This window comes from Vibrio sp. 10N.261.55.F4, assembly GCF_041470465.1.
Classification (GTDB): Bacteria; Pseudomonadota; Gammaproteobacteria; order Enterobacterales; family Vibrionaceae; genus Vibrio; species Vibrio crassostreae_C.
Genome location: NZ_JBFRMM010000063.1, coordinates 1 through 370 on the forward strand (window position 1 = coordinate 1; position 370 = coordinate 370).

At 45.4% G+C, this 370-nt stretch carries 2 tRNA genes; both read left to right on the forward strand.

What is annotated here, in order from left to right:
• The first annotated feature begins 62 nt into the window (after positions 1-62).
• Positions 63-139, forward strand: a tRNA-Asp gene (locus tag AB4249_RS21760).
• A gap of 35 nt (positions 140-174) precedes the next feature.
• A tRNA-Trp gene (locus tag AB4249_RS21765) sits at positions 175-251 on the forward strand.
• Positions 252-370 lie beyond the last annotated feature (119 nt).

The window sequence follows — 370 nt, forward strand, 5'->3', positions numbered from 1 at the left end:
TTTTAAAAGTGAAGACAAAAAGTGTTATGAACACTTGTCAGCGACGACAAGTATTCCACTGCGGAGTGGTAGTTCAGTTGGTTAGAATACCGGCCTGTCACGCCGGGGGTCGCGGGTTCGAGTCCCGTCCACTCCGCCACTTATTCAGAGTTTCAGCTCTTTAAAACTGAAAATAGGGGTGTAGCTCCAATTGGCAGAGCAGCGGATTCCAAATCCGCGTGTTGGGAGTTCGAATCTCTCCACCCCTGCCATATTTAAGGCTCTAGCAGAAATGCTAGAGCCTTTTTGCTTTCTGGAATTTAATAAATTACAGAAAGTAGCCTGGTATAAACAGCCCATTACGCTTTGTCATACCAATCCGGAAAATTAA